The 1223-nt window shown below is 61.1% G+C and carries 1 protein-coding gene; it reads right to left on the bottom strand.

The annotated features are described in order from the left end of the window. Nucleotides 1–68 precede the first annotated feature (68 nt). Nucleotides 69–1103: an IS481 family transposase gene (locus JQC81_RS32425; RefSeq protein WP_203275860.1), complete on the bottom strand. Its 1035-nt coding sequence runs from the start codon at nt 1101–1103 to the stop codon at nt 69–71. Between the last annotated feature and the right edge of the window lie 120 nt (nt 1104–1223).

Below are 1223 nucleotides of genomic sequence, written 5' to 3'. Positions count from 1 at the left end.
TGTAGTAGTTGGTATTTGATCTGACATCTGGCGTCTGAGAGTGATCGGGTTGAGCCTGTCGGACAAGATCAGGCTGCAATCATCTTCTCCTTTGCCAGCGGCAGGCCATCGACGAAGGTTTGCATCGGCGTCTTGCCAAAGCACCACCGCCCCTGGTGCGACCGCTCCTCATTATAACTCCGAACCCAAGCATCGAGATCAGTCTGGAGTTCGGCGATCGAGCCATAGATCTTCTTGCGGAATGCCACGCGATAGAACTCGTCCAGCACCGTCTTGTGGAAGCGCTCCACGATGCCGTTCGTCTGCGGACTCTTGGTCTTGGTCCGGGAATGGTCCACGTCCTCGACTGCCAGGTAGAGCTCGTACTCATGGTGCTCGGGGTTGCCGCAGTACTCGGTGCCGCGGTCGGTGAGCACCCGACACAACTTCACCTCGTGAGCATCGAAGAACGGCAGGACACGGTCGTTGAGCAGGTCGGCCGCGGTGATCGGGGTCTTGCGGTCGTACAATTTGGCAAAGGCCACCTTGGTGTAGGTGTCGATGAAGGTCTGCTGGTAGATGCGCCCGACCCCTTTCATGGTGCCAACGTAGAAAGTGTCCTGCGCTCCGCAATAGCCGGGACACTCGCTCTCGAACTCGCCATGCGCATCCTTCTCGGCCTTGGCCTTCTCCAAGGCTGCCAATTGGCTCTCGGTGAGGATCAGACCTTCCTGCGCGACCTTGGCTTCCAGAGCTTTGAGCCGCTTCTTCATCGTCTCTAGATCGTGCCGCTGCCAGACGCCACGGACGCCGGCGGGTGAGATCGAATGGCCGCGCTTGCGCACCTCGTTGGCAAGGCGGATCTGACCGAAGGCGGGCTGCTCCAGGGACAGCTCGATGATCACCGCTTCCACCTCGGGCGGGGTGCGGTTGGCCAGCAGCGGCTTGCGCCGGGTCAGCTCCTGCAAGGCGAGCTCGCCGCCGGTCTCGTAGAGCTCCTTGAAGCGGTAGAAGCTGTCGCGGGAATACCCCATCATCTTGCAGGCCTGGCTCACGTTGCCGAGCTGCTTCGCCAGCTCCAGCAGGCCGACCTTGGCCCGGATGATCTTCTGCTCGTTGGTCATGACGGTGCTCCTTGGGAACGCCGAGGCCGGGCGCTACGCACCCCGTCCACTCCGCGCCCGGCCTCGGCTCTTGCCTCAGCCTAACGACACCGTCTGTCAGATTAAGTCCAAACTACTTCA

It is taken from the genome of Microvirga arabica (assembly GCF_016811235.1).
Classification (GTDB): Bacteria; Pseudomonadota; Alphaproteobacteria; order Rhizobiales; family Beijerinckiaceae; genus Microvirga; species Microvirga arabica.
The sequence above is the reverse complement of the archived record's forward strand: the minus strand, read 5'-3'. Positions and strand labels throughout refer to the sequence as shown.

Bases quoted from the DNA above. Each gene is read 5' to 3' on its own strand.
- JQC81_RS32425 (WP_203275860.1), bottom strand. From the start codon at position 1,103: ATGACCAACGAGCAGAAGATCATCCGGGCCAAGGTCGGCCTGCTGGAG.